The 23442-nt window shown below is 41.4% G+C and carries 13 protein-coding genes; 9 read left to right on the top strand and 4 right to left on the bottom strand.

The annotated features are described in order from the left end of the window. The first annotated feature begins 5 nt into the window (after positions 1 to 5). A complete protein-coding gene (locus tag C2869_RS06020) occupies positions 6 to 1256 on the top strand; it encodes a DUF1501 domain-containing protein (protein ID WP_108602093.1) in 1251 nt (416 codons plus the stop codon). Between the two features lie 598 nt (positions 1257 to 1854). On the opposite strand, the gene C2869_RS06015 is transcribed toward C2869_RS06020, so the two are convergent. Together C2869_RS06015 and C2869_RS06010 are read right to left on the bottom strand one after the other, a co-directional pair. After that, on the bottom strand, positions 1855 to 4560 hold the full coding sequence (locus C2869_RS06015) for a DUF7133 domain-containing protein (protein WP_108602092.1): 2706 nt from the start codon (positions 4558 to 4560) through the stop codon (positions 1855 to 1857). A 385-nt stretch (positions 4561 to 4945) separates the two neighbouring features. After that, the gene (locus C2869_RS06010) at positions 4946 to 6826 is read right to left on the bottom strand and encodes a sulfatase-like hydrolase/transferase (protein ID WP_108602091.1); all 1881 of its coding nucleotides are present in this window, start codon (positions 6824 to 6826) and stop codon (positions 4946 to 4948) included. Positions 6827 to 7171: 345 nt separating this feature from the next. On the opposite strand from C2869_RS06010, the gene C2869_RS06005 reads away from it, so the two are divergent. The 3 genes from C2869_RS06005 to C2869_RS05995 all read left to right on the top strand — a co-directional run bounded on the left by C2869_RS06005 (position 7172) and on the right by C2869_RS05995 (position 17431). After that, positions 7172 to 8134: an ABC transporter substrate-binding protein gene (locus C2869_RS06005; protein WP_108602090.1), complete on the top strand. Its 963-nt coding sequence runs from the start codon at positions 7172 to 7174 to the stop codon at positions 8132 to 8134. Between the two features lies 1 nt (position 8135). Continuing rightward, positions 8136 to 11606 carry a bacteriohemerythrin gene (locus C2869_RS06000; protein ID WP_108602089.1) on the top strand — a complete coding sequence of 1157 codons (3471 nt, stop codon included), beginning with the start codon at positions 8136 to 8138 and terminating at the stop codon, positions 11604 to 11606. Positions 11607 to 12034: 428 nt separating this feature from the next. Then, complete coding sequence (locus tag C2869_RS05995; RefSeq protein ID WP_108602088.1) at positions 12035 to 17431, top strand: hypothetical protein; 5397 nt, start codon at positions 12035 to 12037, stop codon at positions 17429 to 17431. Positions 17432 to 17565: 134 nt separating this feature from the next. Here the strand turns inward: C2869_RS05995 and C2869_RS05990 are convergent, their stop codons facing one another. Continuing rightward, positions 17566 to 18471: a response regulator transcription factor gene (locus C2869_RS05990; RefSeq protein ID WP_228710779.1), complete on the bottom strand. Its 906-nt coding sequence runs from the start codon at positions 18469 to 18471 to the stop codon at positions 17566 to 17568. A 132-nt stretch (positions 18472 to 18603) separates the two neighbouring features. On the opposite strand from C2869_RS05990, the gene C2869_RS05985 reads away from it, so the two are divergent. From C2869_RS05985 to C2869_RS05965, 5 genes are all read left to right on the top strand, one after another. Continuing rightward, a complete protein-coding gene (locus C2869_RS05985) occupies positions 18604 to 19536 on the top strand; it encodes a hypothetical protein (protein ID WP_159084061.1) in 933 nt (310 codons plus the stop codon). 362 nt (positions 19537 to 19898) lie between these two features. Further along, positions 19899 to 20324, top strand: a complete 426-nt coding sequence (locus C2869_RS05980; RefSeq protein ID WP_108602086.1) for a DUF4262 domain-containing protein — start codon at positions 19899 to 19901, stop codon at positions 20322 to 20324. Positions 20325 to 20452: 128 nt separating this feature from the next. After that, entirely contained in the window at positions 20453 to 20887 is a 435-nt protein-coding gene (locus tag C2869_RS05975; protein WP_108602085.1) for a hypothetical protein, read from the top strand. A gap of 122 nt (positions 20888 to 21009) precedes the next feature. Beyond that, positions 21010 to 21393: a hypothetical protein gene (locus tag C2869_RS05970; protein WP_108602084.1), complete on the top strand. Its 384-nt coding sequence runs from the start codon at positions 21010 to 21012 to the stop codon at positions 21391 to 21393. Positions 21394 to 21483: 90 nt separating this feature from the next. Continuing rightward, a complete protein-coding gene (locus C2869_RS05965) occupies positions 21484 to 21798 on the top strand; it encodes a DUF3592 domain-containing protein (protein ID WP_159084060.1) in 315 nt (104 codons plus the stop codon). Positions 21799 to 22072: 274 nt separating this feature from the next. Here the strand turns inward: C2869_RS05965 and C2869_RS05960 are convergent, their stop codons facing one another. After that, positions 22073 to 23167 (bottom strand): transposase, encoded by a 1095-nt coding sequence (locus C2869_RS05960; RefSeq protein WP_108602082.1) that lies wholly within the window; start codon positions 23165 to 23167, stop codon positions 22073 to 22075. Between the last annotated feature and the right edge of the window lie 275 nt (positions 23168 to 23442).

The following is a 23442-nucleotide window of genomic DNA, read 5'->3' as shown; positions in this document are numbered from 1 at the left end:
AGATCATGAAACGTCGTAATTTTGTAAAAGGCATAATGGCAACGGCTGGCAGCAGTATGTGGTTATCAGGGATGCCGTTTAATTTTAAAGTAAATTTAGCACAAGCTGCCGCAGGCAAAACCTTAGTGGTGGTATTTCAGCGTGGTGGCTGTGATGGCCTAAATGAAGTCGTGCCTTATGGTGACAGCCATTACTATGACTTACGCCCAACCATAGGCATAGCACCGCCCGATGACAGTAACCCAGAAGCCGCACTGGATTTAAATGGCTATTTTGGTTTACACCCAGCGATGGCAGAAATGATGCCGTTGTGGCAAAACAACCATTTGGCCGTTATGCCAGCGGTCCACTACCCCAATGGCAGTCGCTCGCATTTTACAGGGCAACACTATATTGAAAGTGGCCAGTCCGTGCGCGAATCTGACGGTTGGTTAAACCGTCATATTCAAAGCCAAATGTTTGATGTGCCGTTTCGCGCGGTCAGCTTTGGTAATGATTTGGCTCAATCGCTACGTGGTGCTGAAAGTGTGTCGGCCTTAACTAACCTCAATGCTTTTAGTTTAGGTATTAATAGTGAAGAACAAAGCTTGTTGCTGAGCAATTTGCTACAAGTCTATCAACAACCAGCTAAACAACTGACAAACCATCAGTTGCTTAATCGCTTTGGCCGAAAAATGCTAGGTGATTTAGATATTATCGCCCAAGTACGAGATGCCGGTTACACTCCCGCACAAAATGCCAATTATCCAAGTAACGGTTTTGCTAACCAATTACGTGAAACTGCGCAATTAATCAAAGCTGGCGTGGGGCTAGAGCTAGCCACGGTCAGTATTGGCGGTTGGGACACCCATGCTAATCAAGGCGGTGGCACAACAACAGGTCGCCAAGGCCGTTCACTTAAAACCTTTGCCGATGGTCTAGCCGCCTTCTATCGCGATATTCAAAGCCATTTAGACGATGTGGTGGTATTAACCATGACTGAGTTTGGTCGCACTTCTCGTGAAAATGGTAGCTTTGGTACGGATCACGGTTATGCCTCGGCATGGTTCGCCTTTGGTGGCGGTATACAGGGTGGTATTTACGGTGACTGGCCAGGGTTAGCAGCGGATCAGTTGCATAATGGCCGGTATTTAGCCATGGCAACCGATTACCGAGATATCTATGCTGAGATCCTCAGCAACCACTTAACCAATGCTGATATAAATAGCGTTTTACCGGGGTTTAACGCATCCAGCCTTGGGTTGTTTAATGTATAGCTGTCTTGTAGGGCGGATTTTATATCCGCTAGCACGCGGTATCTAACGACTCTGCATTAGCAGGGATAAACCCTGCCCTACATTATTCCCTTGTAGGGCGGATTTTATATCCGCAAACACGCGGCATCTAACGACTCTGCATTAGCAGGGGTAAACCCTGCTCTACATTGTTCCCATGTAGGGCGGATTTTATATCCGCAAACACGCGGTATCTAACCACTCTGCATTAGCAGGGGTAAACCCTGCCCTACATTATCCCCTTGTCGGGCGGATTTTATATCCGCAAACACACGGTATCTAACTCATTCTGCATTAGCAGGGGTAAACCCTGCCCTACATTATCCCCTTGTCGGGCGGAACACGCGGCATCTAACGACTCTGCATTAGCAGGGGTAAACCCTGACCTACATTAATCCCTTGTAGGGCGAATTTGATATCCGCTAACATGCGGTATTTAACCGCTCTGTATTAGCAGGAATAAATCCTGCCCTACATTATCCCCTTGTGAGGCGGACTTTATATCCGCTAACACTCAGTATCTAACCACTCTGCATTAGCAGGGGTAAACCCTGCCCTACATTAAACACCTCGGATGCAATTACTCTACCGGACTACCGTAAATATCAATTTCAGTGATCGCCCAAGCCACTTTAGGGCTGCCGTTTTTCAACACATATTTAATGTATCGGGCTTTTTCCCCTAAGGTTTGGCTAATACGTTTACCACCGTTTTCAACATTAGTATCCACGGTTTTCCATGTTTTGCCATCTTGCGAGAATTGTAAATCAAACGCGCGGGCGCAATGCCAAGCCCATTTACGACAATCCATATCCACTACACTGACATGATAAGTTTGCGGTAACTCAATTTGTAACCACATACCGATTTCTTGTAGATCTTCACTACTCCATTTAGCCCAGCCTAACTTGCCGTCAATCAACACTTTAAACTTGTCGTTACCGTGGCTAGCACTAAACTTCCATTGTTTTTTGTTGGTTAGCTTTTGGCCGTAGGTTTTGTTGAGTTCTTCTATTGTCCACGGTGTAGTACGCTGATTAAGCTTACGCAATTTAGCAATTTGCTCTGGTTTAACCATACTGGCTTTGTTGCCAAAGTCATTACGAATATACGTTAATACATCCGCAAGGTATTGGTCATCATTAGCCGCAACGGAGGCCATAATGCCACCCATGTAGGTTTTACCTTCAATAGGCCCAGTTAAACCATGTAGCACTATGCTACCCAGTGAGGCAATATCACCATTGACTCGAGGATTTTTAACAAATGAAGGCGCTAATAAGCCATTACCTGCTGGCGCCCCTTGGCCATCCGCACCGTGACAGGTAGAACAAAGCGATTTAAAGTGTTGTTTACCGCGTTTAACCGCTTGCGCTAATGCTTTGTTGCCTTTGGCTAAAGCCGCTTGCGCTTCTTGTTCTTTTATTTGGTATTTAATGGCTTTGTCTATGGCCATTAAGCCTTTTTTATTTGGGTATTTAGCAAGTATGGCTTGCGTCACTTTGCCACTAGTGGCTTTAGGTATATCAACATAAGTACTTGATAGGTATATTTGTTGCGCAAGTTCAATATCAGCCTTGTTCAATAATGATTGCCAAACCTTAACTATGCTCTTGTCTTTTTTAGTTACCAATTGCTCTGAAATACGCACCGCCGCTACACGAACATTGCTGTCTTTATCGTTAAACTTGCTAACCAATAATTTTCTATCGATAACCCCTAAGCCTTCTAACGTCCACAACGCATGTAAGCGCGCTAACGGATTGCTATGGCTTTGAGCCATTGTTTTAAGCGCAGGCACAACCGATTTATCTTGCTTAAGAACAATCAATTTTTGTGCGTTAATACGCCACCATTGGTTAGCATGAGATAAATGTTTAACCCATTGCGCTGGTGTTTCGTTATATAAATTAGGTTTTTCTCCTAACTCAACCCCTGGCTTGGTAATTCGGTAAATGCGTCCACCGCCAATAATTTTATCCAAACCAAATTGTTTAATGATTTTACGTAAGAAAGAGCCTTCTTTAGTCCAGTTACCTTCTTGAATAATACCGCGATACATATCAACCAAGTACAAGGTGCCGTCTGGGCCGGTTTCACTCCAAACTGGACGGAACGCCGTATCGGTTGAAGCAATGAATTCTTTTTGTTGAGCTTGATAAGGATGGCTAATCACAGTATGGCCATCTTGACGGGTGATTTTAGCACTACGAACTAAGTTGCCGACTGGCTCTGGCGCAATATAGTTACCATATAGCTCAGGTAATTTATCGCCCAAATAAACACTTTGCCCAGCAATACCGGTAAATACGGTTAAGCTGTTATCAGGGCGTAAGCGCGGCTTACCGCCTTGCACATCCGGAATTTGCTCAATCGGGAAAACTTCATTAAAGCCATCTGCGGTTTCGCCTTCAATCGGGATCATGCCGTAAACACTCGGCTGTTGAAAACTAAATACCGGATCTTCAGCTCCTGCCGCTGAATAGTATAAACGGCCGGCTTCATCTTGCCCCAAGCCCCATTGACCACCACCAAAGCGTATAGGCTGGCGAATAACTTTGTCACCTTTTACACGATAGCGAGCATTGGTGTAAGTCACATACAACCAGTTATCAATACCCCAAATTAAACCACTGGGTTGATGCTCTAAGTTGCCACCGCGTTTACCACCTTTAAATACCCTTGTACGTTTATCAGCTACACCATCGCCATCGGTATCTTCTAGTAATAGTAAATCGAAAGTATTGGTTTCACGCGCTAAAATTTTGCCATCTTCAAGCGGTAAAATCATACGTGGCAACAATAGCTTGTCAGCGAAGATGGTGTATTTATCCATTACGCCGTCATTGTCAGTGTCTTCTAACCGCTTAATACGGCTAATTGGCTTCATTTGCCCAGTGCCATCCACATCCTGCATGTAGGTCAACATCTCAGCCACATACATACGGCCATTACCATCAAACGTGGCTAATACTGGCTCTTCAACCATAGGTTCATGCGCGACCAACTCCATTTTATAACCGTCTTGCAACACCATGGTTGCCAGAGAATCTTCTGGCGATAAACCTTTGATATGCTCTGGATTATTACCCTGCTTGTGATCATGTTTATGATATTCAGCACTATGACCGGCTTTAACCTTGCTGCTAGCTTTTGGCTGCTGTTGGCTTTGATTAGTTATTTTTGCGGATTTGGCTGAGCTGTCAGCGCTACCCTCTTGCATTTGGCACCCTAGCTGAATGCTAGCAACCAAAAATAGTAAAGACGTAAATGCGGTTTTAGTCATTAATTGGCTCAATGAATTAGTTAGGCTTATTGTGAAAAATAAAAACAGTTATTAAGTTAACTCTTGTTTAAGTCACTTAATTGGCATTACTAATTATTGTTGACATTCAACATATGTCAACATTCAAAATTTCATACTTAAACTCAGCTTTCTAGTATTCAGTTATAATTGATAAACAGATAAAGAGTGAATTAAAGAGTCGATCACAACCAGCATGATTGCTAAGCAAGCACTGACAATGAAAGGTGAAAGGTTAATGCTAAAAGTACTGTTACAAACTCCGCGCGCAGGGAGCTAGCGACTTTTGCATATAAAAAACTCAGCAAGCAGGGTGAGGTGCCTCTAATAAACATTAACACCCTGCGCATAGGCTAACTAGTCAAGACTACAGATTAAAACGCTCTGGGTTAGTGATCCCTTGCTTTGGTACTAAACCAGCAGGAATACTAATGTCTTTGTCGTCGGAACCCGCTGCAAAATTACTAATGTTATAGTTATTTTTAGTGCGCCAATCCATTTCAACCCTACCGTCACCCAGTACAATGTTGCCAAGCTTTTTACGGAACCATTCAGCCAACGCTAAATACTCTGGCGTATAAGCCACGTTTTTACGCTCTAACGGATCAACTCGTAAATCGTATAAGGCCATGTCAGCTTTAATCGGAGTCGTAGTTAATGCCCAAGTCACATCATCATTTAACAATGGGGTTTTGGCTACGGTACGACGATCACGCGTTCGCATAGAAAATGCAAAATCATCGGTACGGATATAAGCGCGATGACCACAAACTAAGTTCATTTCACCCAAAATGTAGTCGCGCTTAAACGTTTTATCATTGGCTACCGTTGCTAAATCAAAACCATCAAGATACTCAAATGCTTTATCTGCAATATTAACGTCTGCCGCAGCTAACATGGTCGGCACTAAATCAACGTACTCCACTAACTTGTTAACAACTTTGCCTGCTGGGTATTTTTTCTTGTCTGACGACACAACAATCACAGCACCATTGGTAGACTCTTTCCAAGGGCCAAATTTCGCCATGATCCCTTGCTCACCTAAATGCCAGCCATGATCGCCCACAGTAAATACAATTAAATATTCACGCCCCTGCTCTTTTGAGTACTTTTTAAATGCCTCAACCGCTTCACCGATTAATGAATCACCAAATGCAGTAAACGCATAATAGTCTTGGATCGCTTGCAGCTTCTCTTCAGGCTTCATGCTATCGGTTTTTGATTCATTATAAATTTGTTGTTGCTGCGGCGAGAATGACGCCAACTCAACCGTGTCAAACTCTGGGATCTTGTATTGACGATTTTTAAATTGGTCACGGAACTTCTTCGGGGGTAGTACAGGTGTATGCGGTAAATGAAAGCCTAAGTTAACAAACAACGGCTTGTCGCCATCTGCACCTTTCACTTTTTTGCCTGCCAAAGTCTTGTATGAGCGATCAGCGTATTTAAGATGATCTTTAAACTCTTTTACAATCAACGCATCAACTGTTTTATCTGCCGGTTGTGGATTAACCCCGCCTAAAATCAAACCTGTATTGATACGAGTGTAAGCACGTAAAATATCAAATTCTTTTTCAACTCCGTCTTTAATCGCCTGTTCTTGGGCATTCAATTGGCGATCGGCCCACGACAATCGAATGGTCTTGGTTTCACCATTGGCATAATGAATAGTTTCAGTAGCATCTTTACGTAGCAATACTTCATCCACTAAACCATAAGCACCAGTAGAATACCAACCACCAAAACCTTTGCGATGTAAATCGCGATTAAACTCTAATTCGTAATCGAAAATCGGTTGGCTTTTACCTTTGTGCTTAACGCGAATACCAACATGGCTTTTACCGACTAAAGCCGTACCGTAACCTGCATCACTTAAATGCTGTGACAAAGCTGGTTTAGTAAAATCGGCTTCTTGGTGAGTCGACTCCCAACCATATTTACCATTGCGGAAAGGATAGCGCCCAGTATGCATTGACGTACGTGAAGGGCCACAAGCCGGCGATTGGTTGTAAGCTCGCGTAAACATGACGCCTTCGGCGGCCAATTTATCTATATTAGGCGACGATACATAGCCTAACTTACTTTCGCTCTTACCCGTGGTCGCGCGGTTATATGCTTGAATAGAATCAGGACGATGATCATCCGTAATAATCCATAAAATATTAGGTTGTTCAGCTTTCGCCAAACAGATATTAGACGCTAAAACAGCGCCCAATAAAGTCGTTAATTTAGTGATCGATTTTCGCATAGTAGTTCACTTGGTTTGAGTTTAATTGTTTTCAGTTATCTGTATACGAATGTCATTAAAAAACAAAACTGACACATACTTAATCAACTTTTCAGTAATTTACTAACAAAATTTTAAAGATCAGCAAAAACCTTGTGCCACGTTATGTTTAATCTAGCCTTTGGACTAAGCTCAAAATTTCATAAACCGCCCAATAATATCCTTGTCAAAAACAGCAAAAATTAAGAGCTCACCTATACTTTATAAAAGACTAATTTAATCAATTCTAAATTATCATATTTGGCGATATTACAGGCAATGGATTAAGCGCATAGCTCAATATTTTGCTCAATAAGGAATCACTGCATGAGACATTATTATGGACGTCACTTAGTACAGTTATGTTTATTGGGTGGATTGCTGTTAGGGTGTATTAAGCAGCAATCAGAGTCTTTAAGCATAGGCACCAATACTTGGCCTGGTTATGAGCCGTTATATCTAGCGCAGAGTATGAACTACTATCAGGATGATAATATCAAGCTGATTGAACTCGCCTCGGCATCTGATGTATTACATGCCATGCGCAATGGCACCTTAGAAATGGCCGCTTTAACCGCAGATGAAGCCTTTACCCTAATTGATGACGGGCTTGATATAAAAATCATTGCAATAATGGATTATTCTTCAGGTGGCGACGCCTTAGTTGTCAATCCCACCATTACATCTATTAACGACATTCGCAATAAACGCATTGGAGTTGAAAGTACCGCCGTTGGTGCCATTATGCTTGATGCGGTTCTTTCACGTGCTAATTTAGTCATTAGTGATATTACCGTTGTGCCCTGTACTGTCGATATCCATCTCGAATGCTTTAACAAAACCGATGGCCTAATTACCTTTGAACCTGCACTAAGTAAAATTGTAAGTTTAGGTGGCCGAGTTATATTTGATAGTAGTCATATACCTCAACGCATCATCGATGTATTAGTTGTTAGAGGCGATATATTAGTTAACCAGCGCCAACAAGTTAAAACTGTTTTGCGGGGCTATTTACAGGGGGTTGATTACCTACAAAAGGATCCAATTACCGCGCATCATAAAATTAGCCAACGATTGGCCATTAACACCACACTGCTGCAAAAGGCATTTTCTGGCTTAACTATTCCTAACGCGCAACAAAGTGTAACCACGTTTAAGCAACCACAAACATTAATACAAAACTTAAATCAGCTTGCAACACTCATGCAAGAACGCGGCTTATTACAGCAACAAATTAATGCCAAAAACATAATAGACACCAGCCTACTTTTGGAACTAAAACACAAATAATATGAAAGCCATCCGCCTTGAAACACAAGTGATATTAGTTGCTATATTATGCTCGTCTGCCATATGGCTAACGGGCAGTTGGTTGTTATTCAATCAACTTGAGCAAGACATTTACACGGTTAACGAAAAACAGATCCGCAAAGATATTTCAATTTTACAAAGGGAGATGGAACGCCAACTCATCAAACAAGACAGTCTTGGGGCAAAAGCTTCATTAGCCAGTCGTGGTATTTATACTAACTACGACTTACTGTTGGCAATTGATGAAAATTATAATATTTGGGCGGCGAATCATTTCCAATACATAAACAAACATATTGCCGACACACCGTTTGCGTTTTCAAGCAACGCTATTCAAGGAGTACTAGACAGCAGAAGTCCTATCGTAACGACAGATCAAGGCAGCTATCAAATCACAGCCTATTATCCACTGGCATTAGAACGTTTACCGCATGAGTTACGCGCAAGCCGACGTGGCGCTATTCTAATGCTGTCTAACCTTAGCGAGCAACGCGCGACTTTAGTCAATAAGTTTATCTATGCATCACTTGTTATTGGCGCCATTGTACTTTTATCTACTTTTATTTTCGTCTGGTTATTAAAACGCCAAATTACCAAGCCATTCAATAATCTATTAAGCCGTATCCAGCAACTTGCACAAACCGACGCATTGCCAGCTGAATTACAGCTAAAAACTAATTGCAAACCGCCTGAATTACACGAGTTAGATACCCTTTTACAACACGTTCAACTGACAATCAGCAAAAACATCAACACGCTAGAGCAAAAAGAACAAGCGCTCACCTTATTTAAAGATTTGGTCGAACAAGCCAATGATGCTTTATACATTATTGAGGCGAATACTGCGCAGGTTATCGATTGCAATATAAAATCTTGTCAAATGCTGGGCTATAGCAAACAAGAATTGCAAAAGCTCAAGATTTATCAGTTTGGCGCTAAATATAATAATCTACAAGACTGGCAAAACAATTTACAGCACCTAGCCGATACGCAAGGTACTAAATACCAATCTGAGCATATAAGCCAATCAGGAAAGCGAATACCGGTTGAAATAAGCGCCAAATTTATTAGCCATCATGCACATGACTTTATCGTAGCCACGGTACGCGATATTAGTGAGCAACTCGCACAGCAGCACGCAATTGAGCAAAAAGAACGCTATTTACATACAATTATCGAATCAATGCCACAGGCTCTTTGTGTTATCCAGCAATCAACCGTGATTACCTTTAATAAAGCCTTTGCTCAACTCGTTGGCTTAGAAGCCATGCGCTTAAATCAACTTTCAGTAGCTGAATTAACTAAATTCGAACCACAGTCGCGTAGTTTAATTCAATCGACTCAGTGTCCAGTGAATAATAACCAAAATGAACATATACAATGGAAGGAAAAAACGGGGGCAGTCTCTTGGCTACAAATTACTCGTTCCCAAGCAAATTGCTCAGGGTATCAAGATCCTCTGCACATTATTATCGCCAGTAATGTTACGCAAAAGCACAACTTAGAAATAAAATTAGAAAACAACAGAAGCTTTTTGCTCGGGTTATTAAATAGCTTGCCCGATCCCGTTTTTGTTAAAGACCAACACAAACAATACAGTGAAGTAAACGACGCCTTTTGCTTACTTGTTGGGCGCAAACGCCAAGATATACTTGGCAAATCGGATCCTGATTTGTTTCCCCAGGCTTTTGCTATACGCAGTCAAGAACAAGATGAAGTTGTAGTAAAACAACGGCAAAAAGTTGAGCATCAAGATGAGCTTGAAACATTACAAGGTAATAGATACATTGCCACTCGAAAAAGCTACTTTATCAACCCAATTACAAATGCCATAAACCTTGTGGGAAGTATTAGGGACATAACCGAAAACAAGCTCACCGAAGCTGCCTTGATCCAAGCTCAAAAAATGGAGTCGGTTGGTCGTGTGGTTAGCAGTATTGCCCATGACTATAACAATATCATGGGGATTGTTTTAGGTAATATTGAATTACTCAAGCTCAAAACAGAACCAAACGACTTAAATTACCAAAAGCTGTGCAATATTCAAAAATCAGCCCAACGCGCTGTTGTATTAACCAAGCAATTGTTGGGTTTTTCACGCAGTCACGGACATGAAAAACAAGCCATTACCCTTAACACGGTTATTAACGAAGTAGCAGAGCTACTGAATCAAGCGATTAATAAAAACATGCAACTCAATTATCGTTTACAAGATAATTTATGGGCAGTAAATATTAATAAAAACGACTTTGAAAATGCATTATTAAACCTTGTTATCAATGCGCGCGATGCAATGATTAATGGTGGCGATGTACTCATTAGTAGCGAAAACTTAAGCGTTTCAGCCTACGATGCAAAACATTATTATCAATGCAGCGCGGGTGATTATGTGCAACTCACCATTCAAGACCAAGGGGTAGGAATCAACCAAGACATTCAAAATAAAATTTTTGATCCCTTCTTCACGACTAAACCTAAAGGCAAAGGAACAGGATTGGGTTTAGCTTCTGTCTTTGGCTTTATGCAATCGAGTCAAGGCACAATAAAATTAGATAGCACGCTAGGAAAAGGAAGTATTTTTAAACTCTTGTTTCCACGCTTTGCCGACGATAAATTAACCCCAACGACTCATAAAGAAATGCTAAAAAGTCATGACCTTAGCGGGGTTTTACTCTATGTAGACGATGAATCATCTATGCTACAAATGGCAAGCGAAATGTTAAATCAAGTTGGCATTGCCTGTATTACCGCTGAGTCGAGCAGCCAAGCATTAGCTTTATTAAAACAACGAACCGATATATTTCTTGTATTAACCGATATTTTACTCGAAAGTGAATCAGGGTTTGATTTGGCAAACCAAGTATCCACTTTATTTCCTAACATACCTGTGCGCTATGCATCTGGTTACTATAGCGCTTCCGCCTTTTCAACATCAGGTCGGCTAGACCCGTCCTTGCTGCTTGAAAAGCCATACAACCAAAAAACCCTCGTTGACTTTATTACCCATGCTGTAGCAACTAAACAAACCCAACAGGCCAGAACATCGATATGTTGGCAGCCAGATTATATGCTAGACAATGCGTTGATGGATCACGACCATAAAGTCATTTTTGATTTAATTCAAAAATGTAATCAAAACTTAAATCATGAAGAAGACAGCGAACAAGTCAATAAACTCCTTTTGGATATAGAAAAATACACCATTAAGCATTTTACCGCTGAAGAAAAAATGATGGAGAAAGCGCACTACCCGAATTTAGATCAACACAAACTCGCCCATCAAAAGTTATTACTCGAAACGCGTGATCTCCGCGAAAAAATCAGTAAATTTAACGCCCCCGTTCAGCAAATATTATTATTTTTAACTGATTGGTGGAATGAACATATTATTACGCTAGACCGTTCTGCTGCTCATTATATGAGTGAGCGGAACAAAACAACCGAACAATAGCAATGGGTGTCGTGCGACTCCTCCCACTCATTAATACCTGACTGCAAAAAGCAATCAAAAAAAACAACCCTGTCTTTTTTAATAAGATTTTTCTATATCTAAAAACCGCTAATGTCTTAAAAACTCGCTATACCTGACAGCCTTCATTTAATTACCAACTCAGACAAAATCACGAATAAACAGCTATTTACGATGAAAACTGTAAAGACTATTACCTTTTTCATGTCTTAAACCACACCAGCCAACATGGCTAATTGATGACCTTTTTCACTTAGTAAAAACGAGCAAGCGCTTGACCTAAATCATGCAATACAGCATTATACATATGATGTTTACATTGATATAACAATAAATCACAAATCTTTAATAACAAAAGATTGTGTGAAACACACCATGCAATTGATTTACAACCCTAAGGGGAACAATTAATGAAGTTTTATTCAAGAAACCGCGCACTGCTGTTTTCTGCACTATTAGTGGGTGCAAGCAGTAACGTAGTGGCAAAACCTGATAAAAATATCGGCGGCGCACAGGCAAATGCAACCTGCCAACCCAACCATGACAAAAGTACCGGCCAAGGCAATGCCAACGGTAAAGACTTTGACTGTGATGGCATTAAAAACGGTGATGATCTCGACGATGACAATGATGGCATCTCAGATATCGACGAGCTAGCCGCCGGTCTGCAACCAAGAAATCCAGATACCGATGCCGATGGCAGTATTGACGGTACTGATGTTTTTCCACTCGACCCAAACGAATGGCTTGATACCGACGGTGACGGTACAGGTAATAACGCCGATCTTGACGATGATAACGATGGTGTGAGTGACACAGATGAACAAGCCAACGGCACTAACCCACTAAACCCAGATACAGACGGCGACAGCTTCAACGATTTAGTAGATGTGTTCCCGCTTGATCCTAGCGAGTGGATAGACACAGATGCCGATGGTGCAGGTAACAACGCTGATCTTGATGACGATAACGACGGCTTAAGTGACTTAGATGAGCTAGCTAACGGTACCGATCCACTCAACCCAGACACTGATGGCGATATTTACAGCGATTTAGTGGATGTTTTTCCATTAGATGCCAGTGAGTGGCTTGATACCGACAACGATGGTATCGGCAATAACAGCGATCTGGATGACGATAACGATGGCGTGAGTGATACCGATGAGCTAGCTAACGGTACCGATCCACTCAACCCAGATACAGACGCTGACGGCTATAACGACTTAGAAGACGTCTTCCCGTTAGACGCCAACGAATGGCTTGATACTGACAATGACGGTATCGGCAATAACAGCGATCTGGATGATGATAACGATGGCGTTAACGACATTGAAGAAGTCGCTACTGGTACTGACCCACTCAATGCCGATTCAGATGGCGATGGTGTTAACGACGGCTTAGATATCTTCCCGCTTGACGCGACTGAATCAGCGGATGCTGATGGCGATGGCATGGGTAATAATGCCGATCCTGACGATGACAATGATGGCATCAGTGATGATGATGAAGTCAACAATGGCACCGATCCTTTCAACGCCGACACTGATGGTGACGGCTACAATGACAGTGAAGATGCCTACCCACTAGACGATCTGCGTTATAGCGAAGAAGGTACATTCTCGCTTAGCTACAACTTTAATACCGATCAAATTCAAACCGAAAATAACAACTGGGAAGGTTGGGTGTATCCAACCCAAAACCGTGGTGTGATGGCATTTGAAGTGGGTGCCGGTGAAGATGGTAGCGCTGCTTATTCTTACCAAGATACCAGTACTAACACTACGCTTTCGCAAAACGGCTTACGTTTTAACAATCGTATCAATCAAGCCAATATCAACCCATGGACAGATGTTTTCGCCAACCTAGAGTCGCACGGCGACATTATTCAAAGCGCGACGATTTGGGTGAAAGTAGAAAAAGCGACACCGGGTGAGGTAACCATCCAACACAATTTAGTGCCTTATCCTATCGTTGACGATACTAAAGGCGCACAAATTGCCGCCGGTAGAGCGGTTAGCCCAGAGTATCAAGCGACCATTCCAGCCTCAGAAAACGGCAATTGGCTACAAGTTCAGTTAGTTGAAATCAACAATAACTCAACTGACTTTACGATTCCAACCTCATGGCAACATTACGATGGCAGCTCTGCGATTCAAGTCTATCCTGAGTTTTTATTCGCTGGGTTAGATGTCGGCGACAAAGTCTATATTGATAACTATCAGATTAGCGGTATAGAAGGCGAGCCAGTCGAAACGGAACCTGAAGAAGAGATCAGCACCAGCAACCCGGTTAACGAAGGTGAATTTAGTTACAACTTTAACCTTAACCAAATTCAGATGGAAAACAACAACTGGGAAGGTTGGGTATACCCAACCCTAAACCGCGGTGTGATGACATTTGAAGGATCAGCTGGTCAAAACGGTACAGCCGCTTATGCTTATCAAGATACCAGCACCAACAGCAATATTACCCAAAATGGCTTTCGTTTTAACAACCGTACTAACAAAGACAACATCAACCCTTGGACAGACTTTTTAGCAAATGCCCACGGCAAAACCTTAGAGTCAGTTTCATTATGGGTAAAGGTTGAAAAAGCCACAGCTGGCAACGTTACGGTTCGTCACAATTTAGTGCCATATCCATTAGTGGACGACACCAAAGGCAATACGATTAATGCCGGCTTAGAACAAAGTCCTGAATATGAAATGGTGATCCCTGCATCTGCCAATAATACTTGGGTACAAGTTGAGTTTGTAGACAGCAAAACAGGTCTTGCTCAATTTACCATCCCTGATACCTGGGTGCATTTTGATGGCAGCTCAAACATTCAAGTTTATCCACAATTCTTATTCGACGGCTTAGACGTAGGCGATAAAGTGTACGTGGACGACTACCTTATCGGTAACGAACCAGTCGCTAACGCTTGTTGTGAGCCAGTTGATGATGATAACAACTCAGGCTCTGGTGATGGATCAGGTGGTAGTTCTGGTGGTAATACGGGAGGAAGCACAAACGGTAACTTTACGACAGCAGTAGCGTCACTGTCTGGTGCCACAGGCAGCAATGGTGAATTTGCGCTAGAAGACAACCTAACCTTCACTTACAACTTTGATGTTAACGAAGTGGCAGGCGGCCAAGGCAGCCAAGGTTGGATTTACTCTATTATGGATCGCGGTACGTTAGCTTTTGAAGAAAACCAAGGCCGCACGGGTTCAGCCATGTCATACACAGATGCCAGCGTTAATGTTAACCCTGAGCAAAACGGTACCTATTTGCAAGACTGGAATGCCAACCCATTTACCGCCATGTTCCATAACTTTGGTCATACTATCAATACGGTAAAACTGTGGGCAAAAACCGATCTCGTCTCTGAAAAAGATATTGAAGTTATCCACTACCTTATGCCTTACGGCCTTGTAGCTGGCAATAAGAGTGTCAACTATCCAGCGGGTATTGAAGCATCACCACGCTTAGTGGGTACTATTCCGGCCGGTAGTACCGACTGGGTAGAAGTTGACTTTGTTATTGAAGGCACAAATGGTATCGACTTTACTATTCCTTCAACTTGGTTCCATGCAACAGGTGGCGAATTACAAATTTATCCTGAATTTAAATTTGCCAATACCGAAGTGGGCGACAAAATTTATTTAGATGACTACTCTGCAACATCAACAGTAGGTGAGCCTTTAGCTATTCCAACCGACTTTAGTATTGAATACGACTTTGAAGCAGCAACCGTCGCCCAAAACGGTGGTTGGGGTTTTATTCTTAATGGCTTTGGCGCTATTGCTTTAGAAGAAGGTACTGGCTATCAAAATAGTAAAGCGATCGGCTATACCGATGTTAACGATGGCAGCGCGATTGGTAATCATTCGTTACTGTGGCACAAATGGGGCACCGCTAACCCATGGAGTGGCGCGCTAGGTGGTGGTCAAATCAACACTGAAGTTCGCTCTGTCACCTTACGCGTTAAAGTTGAAAAAGCAGACGGTAATGTCGGTACCGATGACGTAGTCATTAAACACCATCTACTGCCTTGGAATATTAGCGGCTCGAACAAATTTGAGAAAGTAGCAGCTGCGCAAGCCGTTACCGCTGACTATACCGCTTCAGTCAGTGCCAGCAACTTTGGTGAGTGGGTTGAAGTGACCTTTGTAGATGCCAATACCAATTCACCCATTTTCACCATTCCAGAGTCATGGCAATTAGCTAATGGTAGCGACATTGTTGATGTATTGCCGTCTTTCTTCTTCGGTGGATTAGAAACCGGCGATAAAGTCATCATTGACGATTATGTATTAGTTGGTGACAACGAGTACGGTGTCTCTGTGACCACATTAGTGGAATTACCTGATTATGGTTTCCATGATGGCAGCAACACCTATACCTCTAACCCTCGTCCACAACCGATTGCTGTGGTAGATAGTGATTTTTACACGCCACCAGCGTCGTACAATGTTCAACGCAACGCAGTCGTTGACTATGCTGTCAACGTAACAGATACCCTAGACGACACGGCTAGCATGCAATTGGCATTAGACGACATTAGCCTTAACCACGGTGGTGGTAAGTTAGTGTTGCCTGCAGGTGATTACTACTTCCGCAGCTTACACTTACGCTCAAATGTCCATATGGAAGTCGATGCTGGTGCAACCTTCTACATGGCTGAAGGTGGCGGCTACAATGTATGGATGTTCGAAACCGGAAACGGCAACCAAGGCAAGGTTGAAAATGTCAGCATGGTTGGCTTAGGTGACGGCTTCACAGTTGACCTACGCAACGCGCCTAACATTCGTACCGCCGTATTCAAAATGGGCGATATCGAAAACTTTAAGTTTGCTAACTTTACTATTGAAGACGGTAAAACAATCTTTGCTTCATTCATGGTGGGTATTACTGAACGCGACAATGATATTCACTGGCCAGTCAACGGTATTATCGAAAACGTAGACCAAAGAAACTCACTGTTTGGCTACGGCCTAGTACAAATGTATGGTGCGGATAACATTCTATTCCGTAACATTCATAGCCAAGGCGGTATTACCTTACGTATCGAAACCGACAACTTAACCATGAAAGAATATGGCAAAGGTGGCGTGCGTGATATTTTTGCTGAAAACGTCATTGGTACCGATTGTTTAGCCCCATTGATGTTTGGCCCGCACTTCCAAGAAAATGGCTCTGTGCAAGTTAACGGTGTTACCGCTAATGGTTGTGGACAAGCGGTGCGCGTAGACGATGGTTTTGTTGAGCTATTTAGCCCAGCAGGACAAAGCTATACGCGTGATTCATGGAAGGCCGAAGTGAATGAAACCTATGGTGAAGGCTGTTCAGCCCAGCCTTACCAGCGTGGTGTTAATCAATGGGCGGCGCGTATCAACCCAATCAAATCTTGTTTAGATGCGGTGCACCAGCGCCACAACTTAAAACCGGGTTGGTTTGCTGAATCATACGTGTACAACGTGACTGCTAACTATGGCACTAATGCTCACTTAAAACAAAACCAGTTGAACTACTTCTCAAGTACTAACCAAACCTGTGAAAACGTATGTTTGCCAACGGAAGAAATGTGGGCAGGCCGTGGGCAAATTTATCTTGGTCCATCAACCAGTGCCATCATTGACCACAATGAACCGGGTGTGGATTACAACTTTAATATTAATATTGAAGGCTTAGAAATGATTGGCTTCCCTGATCCCTTTATTGAAAAGATTGACAACAATACGCCATCAAGTCGTGTATGTGACTACTACGGCATGCAGGCTTGCCCAGCCGAGCGTTGGACAGTGGATCTAAGTCAGCCTTAATCAATTCTCACCTATACACACTTTATAGTGTAAAAAGAAAAGGCCAGTTTTGATAACTGGCCTTTTTGTTGTTTTAGTTAATTTATTAAGTTATTAAATTGGCTCATAAAGCTGAGCTAATTCAAAAAATAAGCTTAGGCTTCCAGTTCGTGCTCGTGCCCTAATAATGAGTATATAACCTGTTTTACCACGGTGGGTTCAAACGGCTTATCACATAATGAATTAATTCCACTATTTTGCACCGCTTGTAATTTGGCGCTGTTTTGCTCAGACGTCACCATTAAAATCGGAATATCCGGCTTGTTTGAAAAATTGCGAATAAAGTCGGTTAACTCTTGCCCATCCATCACAGGCATGTGTAAATCAGTCACCACTAAGTCGTAATTATTGTGCTCAACTAGCGAAATCGCTTCTTGGCCGTCCGACGCTTCATCGATTTGCTCGACACCACAATTACGGAATACGCGCTTAATGTGATTACGTGCTGTGTCGCTGTCATCTACCAACAGAATTTTTAATTCTTCTTCGTAAATTCCGTCTAATTCAAGCTCTTGTGGGTTGAGTAAACAGAATACGTTATCAAATGCTGACTGTAATTGTGCTGCTGCAAACGGTTTAGGCAAAATGGCAACTACGCCACTTTGTCTGAATATTTCAAGCTGTGCACAGCGATACTCACTGCTGACTAACATAAACAAACTTTCTTTCATGTCATCAAACACAGCGAAGCTTTGTAGTAAATCAATCGCCGTACCATCATCAAAGTAATACGCGCTGCAAACCAGATCAGGCTTAAACTCTAAGCACTGGTCGATACCTTGTTCAATATTACTCGCTTCTTCAATATTTTTAATCCCTAATTTATTCAGCTCTCGAACCATCAACTTGCGTTGCATTGAGGAAGGCTCAACCAATAAAACGGCTAGATTATCTACATCAATATTTAACATAAAAGGATTGTCGCTAGAAATGGGTAATTGCACTAGTAATAAAGCCAATTTATAGATATTACCGCTAAATAACAAGGGTAGGTTAATCAACTTTTCAGCTAAAAAGTGGGTAATTAATAACCCTTAGTTTTCTTGAGCTTCAAGTAACTAAGCTATACTGATACTTAAAATAATGAATCACTCTATAAAAATAGATAAGCATACAGCAAGCGGGGTTAAGTGGTGTTTAAATTATTGGCTGGGTTAATAGTTTGTTATCTTTATTTAGCCATCACCTCCTGCGTATCTGCTCAAGTATTAGATATTAATATTGCCACCTCGCGTTATCACAGTACAAAATACCTACATATGACAAACTCAGTGCCTTGTTACCAGCAACAATATCAGGCATTAACTAGCCCCTATCGTGGCGCAGTTGAAATTCACCTACTATGCCAATTGCTTAATGCTGGTGGCTTAAAAAGCCAATTTCGCTTTATTCCGGCTTTTGACTACCAACACGCTGAAAAACTCGTGTTGGAAGGAAAAGCCCATATGATGGGGGAAACATCTTGGTCAAATCTAATCAATGAAGGAGTAGAAAAAAGCGACGCGATTTACCGAAAAAATGAATATCTACTCGGCTTGTACACTACACCCGAAAAAGCATTAAACATAAAAATAGAAACCTTAGAAGATTTCAAATCTTTAACTGGCGTGTCCAATCAATTCTGGGTTAATGACTGGCAACTTTTAAACAAGCTACCCTTGCGTAAACGGTTATCAAAACGCACCGCGTTTCAAATGTTTAGCATAGTCAAAAGGGGTTATGCAGACTTTGTCCTCTGGCCTTTCTACTTCCATGCTGCAGACTTCTCGTATACTATTTCACCAATCGAAAATTACCCTGAAGACCATTTTAAGCTTGAGCCCATTCGTAACATAAAACTGTCTATTCCCTATTCTCGCCATTACATTGTTACAAAACAAAGCAACACAAATAACGCCATTATTCAAGCCATTAACCTAGGGATTACGCGCTTTAGGCTGCAAGGTAAAATCCGCCAATTTTACCTAAGTTCAGGCTATTTTAATCAAGAGGTCGACCAATGGCCAAACGTTGTCGATTTGATCGACTTACATAAAGCTGCAAATAATCAAATAAAACCTAATTAAGGGTTTTCCATTGCTCAATTCTCAAGACACCCATCTTATAAAATAATGCGCTGTTCCCGACGCTTATTGGCATTCCCTACGTCCGTGTAGGTCGAAATTTATTTCGACAATGGCTGTACAGCTGCTACAAACTTGGTTTTCAAATGCAATATAGCCTCTGATTATCAGCCAATTTTACTCAATCCGAACTAACGCAAAACATAAGGTTGAACCGTAATTTGCTCAGGGTATTGTAAAGGGTTGATTGCGGGGTTTGTTTTCAGTAGCCTAGAGCGATATTTTAAAAATTTAAGTTGTGATAGACGGATGTAATAGTTAGGGTTCGCCCGTCTACTAAACTGTTATACGTATAAGGAAGTTCAGTGAGCAGTTCAACCGTTTTTGAAAAGCTAGAACATGACATAGAAAAACATGGCTGGCATGTACTTTCCGTTTTGCGAAAGGAATCTCCTAGTTTTTCTTATACCATCGGTTTTCAAGAAACATTAAAACACCCCGAAATATTAATGTCTGGTTTAAGAACAGAACTCATGCATAAACTTTTAAACAATATCGGGAATTTAATTAAGAAAGGATATACTTTTAACGATGGTGACACTTGTAACGAAGTAATAAAAGGCTATCCGGTCAAATTTTTATCTGTTAGTTCTCATCAAGTTGAAGAGTATTTTCGAGCGGCTGTAGTGCACTATGGAAAAGACAATTTTCAAGCTCTCCAATGTATTTGGCCTGATAAAGATGGTAACTTTCAACTTGAAACTGATGTTAACCAGGATATTCTTGCGTAAATACGTATAACAATGCAATTAAGGGTGGACGCAAAAAGCTTGGCTGCGCTCGTACCTCGCACATTATAGCCAAGCTTTTGTGCGCCACTTATTGCGGCGTTATGTTTACTGGAGAGTATGGTTAGGGAATGAAGAACAAGTCTAAATACATTTATCTTTCATATGGCTTAATTGCATTTCTTTTTATAGCCGCGTGGTTTAGCGATAGCACAGTTTATAAACCATTAGTATCAGATCTTACCAAGAGCAATGCAGTAAAAATTGTAAACTCTCTTGAGGCCAACGATATCAGTTATAAAATTAATACGTCGGAAAGCATACTCTTCGTACCCGCCTCAGAGTATCAAACCGCTTTGGGCGCATTAAACAAATTGCATATTGATGAAACAACTCAACCTATAAGTGGCAACATCGAAAGCCTTATTAATTCACCAATTAAGTTTTATGAGCAAACTTGGTTTATACATTTTTACAAATTATTTGGTTGCTTAATATTCGCAATGGTTGTGGTTCTTGCTATTGTGAGACCTTTGCTGCGTCATGAGATATATGGCGAATCGTAAACATAACAAACGCATCAACGCATGGACTAATAAAGTTTGGCTTAGTTCGTGCCTCACTAATTATAGCCAAACTTTATTAGCCCGTTATGCGGGCGTTATATTGCCTTTTGGCTCTGGTAAAAATGAATAAAATCATTATTCGAATAGTAGCTTGTTTTTTCGCAATAGCGTCAACCTATTTATTGGTTTCATTTTCAGATGGTGTTGGTGAGGAAAGTTTTATTAAATTAGTGACCTTTATAATTTGGGGTGTTTTGTCTCAGTTGGGGTTGTTTCTTTCAACTTACCCCATTACAAAGCCAAAATATAAATGGTTAATTGCTTTAATGATGTTTCCGTTTTTTATGCTACTGCTAAGCTCAACTATTTTGGATTCTAGTTTTATCCATAGATTAACAGGTAACTCTGTTCAAATAATGTCGTCAGTAGCATATATTGTTGGTCTTGGTATTTACATTTTTAGCTATTACAAAATGGTTAATGGCAATATAACAAAGCAATTATGAAGGGACGCAAAAAGCTTGGCTGCGTCACTTCGTTCCTAATTATAGCCAAGCTTTTTCGCGCCCCATATTGCGGCGTTAGGTAACTTAAGCATGATCAGTTTCGTCAACTGGATGAACAATAGTACTAAAGTGGGATACTTGTATTTTATTCTTGGTACCTTGATGTTTTTTAGCGGCTTGTATATCACAAAGAGTACGTCAGATTTTATCGACAACGCTTTATCAGCAAACGGCACTGTAATTGAGTTAATTCGAAGAGATGACTCGTTCTATCCTGTAGTAAGTTTCACGGATGAAACTAAAAAACAGCATACTTTTCAATCGAGTTTTGGTTGTAGCCCTGCTTGTTATAAAGAACAAGAGCAAGTAAACGTTCTATATAGTGTTGGTAATATTAACAATTAACTAGACACCCATCTTTAAAAATAAACAAAATATCAATTAACTACAATTAACTAGACACCCATCTTAAAAATAAACCAACGACTTGGGTTGAATAGCAAACACATATCGCCATTAAGCCTGTTTGCTACATTTTTGTTTGATAATGGTTTGAAAAATCGCCCTAGTTTAGGGTTAGTTGTGGAAATTGCTTAAACTTGTACAAGTAAAAGTGCCGTGAATAAACGCGTGATGGGATGGTGGGATTAATATTACGTTCTTTGTTATTCGGCGGTATTCAAGCTGATGTCAATGCTGCTGGAATGGCGTAATAGCGCTTGGCTTTACCCACACCTCGATGGCGTTTTTTATGTAATGCGCGTCCAAAACTGTGTAAGCGGGTTTCTGCACCAATGGCTTGGCTAAAGTCTTGTTCTATTTGGTTGGAAAAGGCGAGCCAATTATCTTCTGTGATATTGAGTGTGGTTAATATAGTGGGATGCTCTGCTGCGACTTTGCCGCGTTTGTTTGGGTGAATTTGTCGACTCGTCCAATCAACCAATGCTAAGTAATTAATCAGTTCATGTTGAATGGCTTGTTTGTCGTTATCGATATGACTGTTACCCGCAAAGCGCTGCAAGGGGGCTAATGGGACTGATGCTAGCCTATCCTCTAGTAAAGTTTGGACTTTGTCGTTTTGCTGATTGTTGTTTAGGTCATTATCGCCTGCTAGAATTGGGTTGGTTTGTGGTTCAGGTTGTAAGCCCATACGCTCTTGAATGGAGGTGTAATCAGAGGTTTCCAACGAATTCGTGATATTAGCGCGAATGGGGTTTAAGTCCACGTAAGCCATACACGCCAGTAATGCTGTTTCATCTAACAAGGCTTGTGATTTAAACCGTCCTTCCCAAAATCGGCCTGTGCAGTTGTCTTCATCATTGGCTAACCTTGCAACATGTTCATTTAAAAAGCGCATAAACCAACTAATATCCATTAATCGTTGGCGATATTCACTCACGCATTGTTGAATAATGAGGTTATCAGACTGGCTGATGATATTACCTGATAGCCAGCGCTCTACAATGGGTTTGGGTTTACATAGTAATCCCCATTGTTTTAATACGGTTTGGTCATCCCATGCTAAAGCTTTTTCTCGGTTAACATGCAGCACGAGATGATAGTGGTTACTCATAACGGCATAAGCCGCAATATCAATGGCAAAGATACTGGCAAGTTGTTTGATGCGCTTGACTATCCAACCTTTACGATGGTCAAAGTTTTTGGTGGTGAATTTGTCGTTACCACACAAAAACGCGCGGCGCACACAGCGTGATATGCAGTGATAATATTGGGTTTCCTCTAAACAAATTTGCGATCGTCGTGCGGTTGCCATTGTCCACCTGCTAATCAATTTGAACACTGAGTTTATATACAGTTTAATTTAATTCATTTTTAGGGTTTGTCAATAAGGGGACTTTATTAAATAATGGGTGTCTGTTTAAAATTGTTTACATAATAGGCCATTTGATTCTCAATTAATCCAAGTCTCGGTTTCTACAATTAAATTTAGTGGTTGACTTAAATTTTCAAGTGGCTAAGTTAATGAAATTAATGTTTTTTATTGATTGGATTTATGGTTCGGAATGAGACTAGAAACTGTGAATTTCG

Source organism: Saccharobesus litoralis, assembly GCF_003063625.1.
In the GTDB taxonomy this organism is placed as follows: domain Bacteria; phylum Pseudomonadota; class Gammaproteobacteria; order Enterobacterales; family Alteromonadaceae; genus Saccharobesus; species Saccharobesus litoralis.
This window is presented reverse-complemented; position numbering and strand designations above follow the sequence as displayed.

Excerpts from the sequence above, each read along its gene's own strand:
- C2869_RS06020 (WP_108602093.1), top strand. The coding sequence starts at position 6 with ATGAAACGTCGTAATTTTGTAAAAGGCATAATGGCAACGGCTGGCAGC.
- C2869_RS06015 (WP_108602092.1), bottom strand. The coding sequence starts at position 4,560 with ATGACTAAAACCGCATTTACGTCTTTACTATTTTTGGTTGCTAGCATT.
- C2869_RS06010 (WP_108602091.1), bottom strand. The coding sequence starts at position 6,826 with ATGCGAAAATCGATCACTAAATTAACGACTTTATTGGGCGCTGTTTTA.
- C2869_RS06005 (WP_108602090.1), top strand. The coding sequence starts at position 7,172 with ATGAGACATTATTATGGACGTCACTTAGTACAGTTATGTTTATTGGGT.
- C2869_RS06000 (WP_108602089.1), top strand. The coding sequence starts at position 8,136 with ATGAAAGCCATCCGCCTTGAAACACAAGTGATATTAGTTGCTATATTA.
- C2869_RS05995 (WP_108602088.1), top strand. The coding sequence starts at position 12,035 with ATGAAGTTTTATTCAAGAAACCGCGCACTGCTGTTTTCTGCACTATTA.
- C2869_RS05975 (WP_108602085.1), top strand. The coding sequence starts at position 20,453 with ATGAAGAACAAGTCTAAATACATTTATCTTTCATATGGCTTAATTGCA.
- C2869_RS05970 (WP_108602084.1), top strand. The coding sequence starts at position 21,010 with ATGAATAAAATCATTATTCGAATAGTAGCTTGTTTTTTCGCAATAGCG.
- C2869_RS05965 (WP_159084060.1), top strand. The coding sequence starts at position 21,484 with ATGATCAGTTTCGTCAACTGGATGAACAATAGTACTAAAGTGGGATAC.
- C2869_RS05960 (WP_108602082.1), bottom strand. The coding sequence starts at position 23,167 with ATGGCAACCGCACGACGATCGCAAATTTGTTTAGAGGAAACCCAATAT.